The 1,335-nt window shown below is 71.0% G+C and carries 1 protein-coding gene; it reads right to left on the reverse strand.

Annotated features, from left to right (window positions below; translation table 11 throughout):
- Window positions 1-205: 205 nt before the first annotated feature.
- Window positions 206-1,246 (reverse strand): lipocalin-like domain-containing protein, encoded by a 1,041-nt coding sequence (locus ZRA01_RS20085; protein WP_246093800.1) that lies wholly within the window; start codon window positions 1,244-1,246, stop codon window positions 206-208.
- Between the last annotated feature and the right edge of the window lie 89 nt (window positions 1,247-1,335).

Raw genomic sequence — 1,335 nt, forward strand, 5'->3', positions numbered from 1 at the left:
GCCTTGGCAGGGGGGAACCTTGCTGGACGGGTCATGCCTCTGCGTTGGCGGCAGCGCGCGCTATCTCCCTCCCCTGCCTTGGCAGGGGAGAACCTTGCTGGTCGGGTCATGCGTTGGCGGCAGCGCGCGCTGCCTCCCTCCCCTGACAAGGGGAGGGCCGGGGAGGGGTTTGCCAAGCGATGAGCGGCGAATCGCGCAATAACACCTACCCCACCCGTATCCTGTCCCCGTAACCCGTCATCTCCAGATACCCGCGCCCTCGCTCGCGGCCGGCTTCGACGAGGCGCACGGCACCTTCCCAATACACCGCTCCGGTCGAGCCGCGGCTGTCGAGCTCCTGATCGTCGATGAGCGGCGCCAGCTCGAAGGCCCGCGTGCCCACCCGCAGCCGCCACGCCACCGGGTACACGATGCCCGTCCGCGGTGAGCGCCATGTGCGGCCCGCTTCGAAAGCCACCGCCTCCGGCGCAAACACCTGCACCGCCCCGCCGGCTGCCTGCAGCGTCGCCGCGGCCCACAGCGCCCGGCCGTCCTTGCCGCGCATCCGGAAAGCCATCAGCGCCCCGCCGTCGTCCAGGTTGATGCCGATCCAGTCCCAGCCCTGGGCGTCCTCGGGCAGCAGCTCGCTCGACCACTCGTGGTCCAGCCAGGCCTGGCCGCTCACCGGCTGCGCGCGGCCGTCCAGGCTCAGGGTGCCGCTCACCGCCAGCCGGGGGCGGCTGTAGTAATAGCTGGCCTGGCGCGGGTCCGGCCCCTTGCGGCTGAAACCGGCGGCGCCATTGAGCAGCGGTGGCCCGTCAGGGCGCAGCGACAGCCGGTAGGCAAAATCGTCGGCCTTCACCTCGGCCTGATAAACCCCGCCCTCCAGCGCAAAACGCCAGTCGCCCACCCACACGGCCGTATTACCCTCCTCGGCCCCCGCGTGGCCGAAGCCCACCCGCGCCGACCGCTCGGCATGGCGCAGCCGACCGCGCCGCGGGTCTGCCACCGCCGCGTGGGCCAGCACCAGCTGGCGCGGCGCAAAGGCGCTGGCGCTGCCCTCGCCCACCCCTGTGCGAACCCGGAAGAAGGTCGTCTGGAAACCCAGCGGGCTGCCGTCCGGCAAGCTCAGCCAGCCAGTGGCATACCACCACTCGGTGCGGAAATCCGGATGCGCGCCGTGGTCCGCCGGAAACCGCAGCGGCCGCCCGGCCAGCACCGGCGCAAAATCCGCCCCGGCCGCCAGCCGCCAGGCGGGGGAAGTCATCAAGGCAAAAAGGAAGTGTCTGCGGTTCATGGAAAAAACCTTCAAAAAATGGCGCGAGTCGCCGCTCATCGCGCGTCCAACCCCTCCCC

The sequence above is a fragment of the Zoogloea ramigera genome (genome assembly GCF_006539865.1).
GTDB classification, from domain to species: Bacteria; Pseudomonadota; Gammaproteobacteria; order Burkholderiales; family Rhodocyclaceae; genus Zoogloea; species Zoogloea ramigera.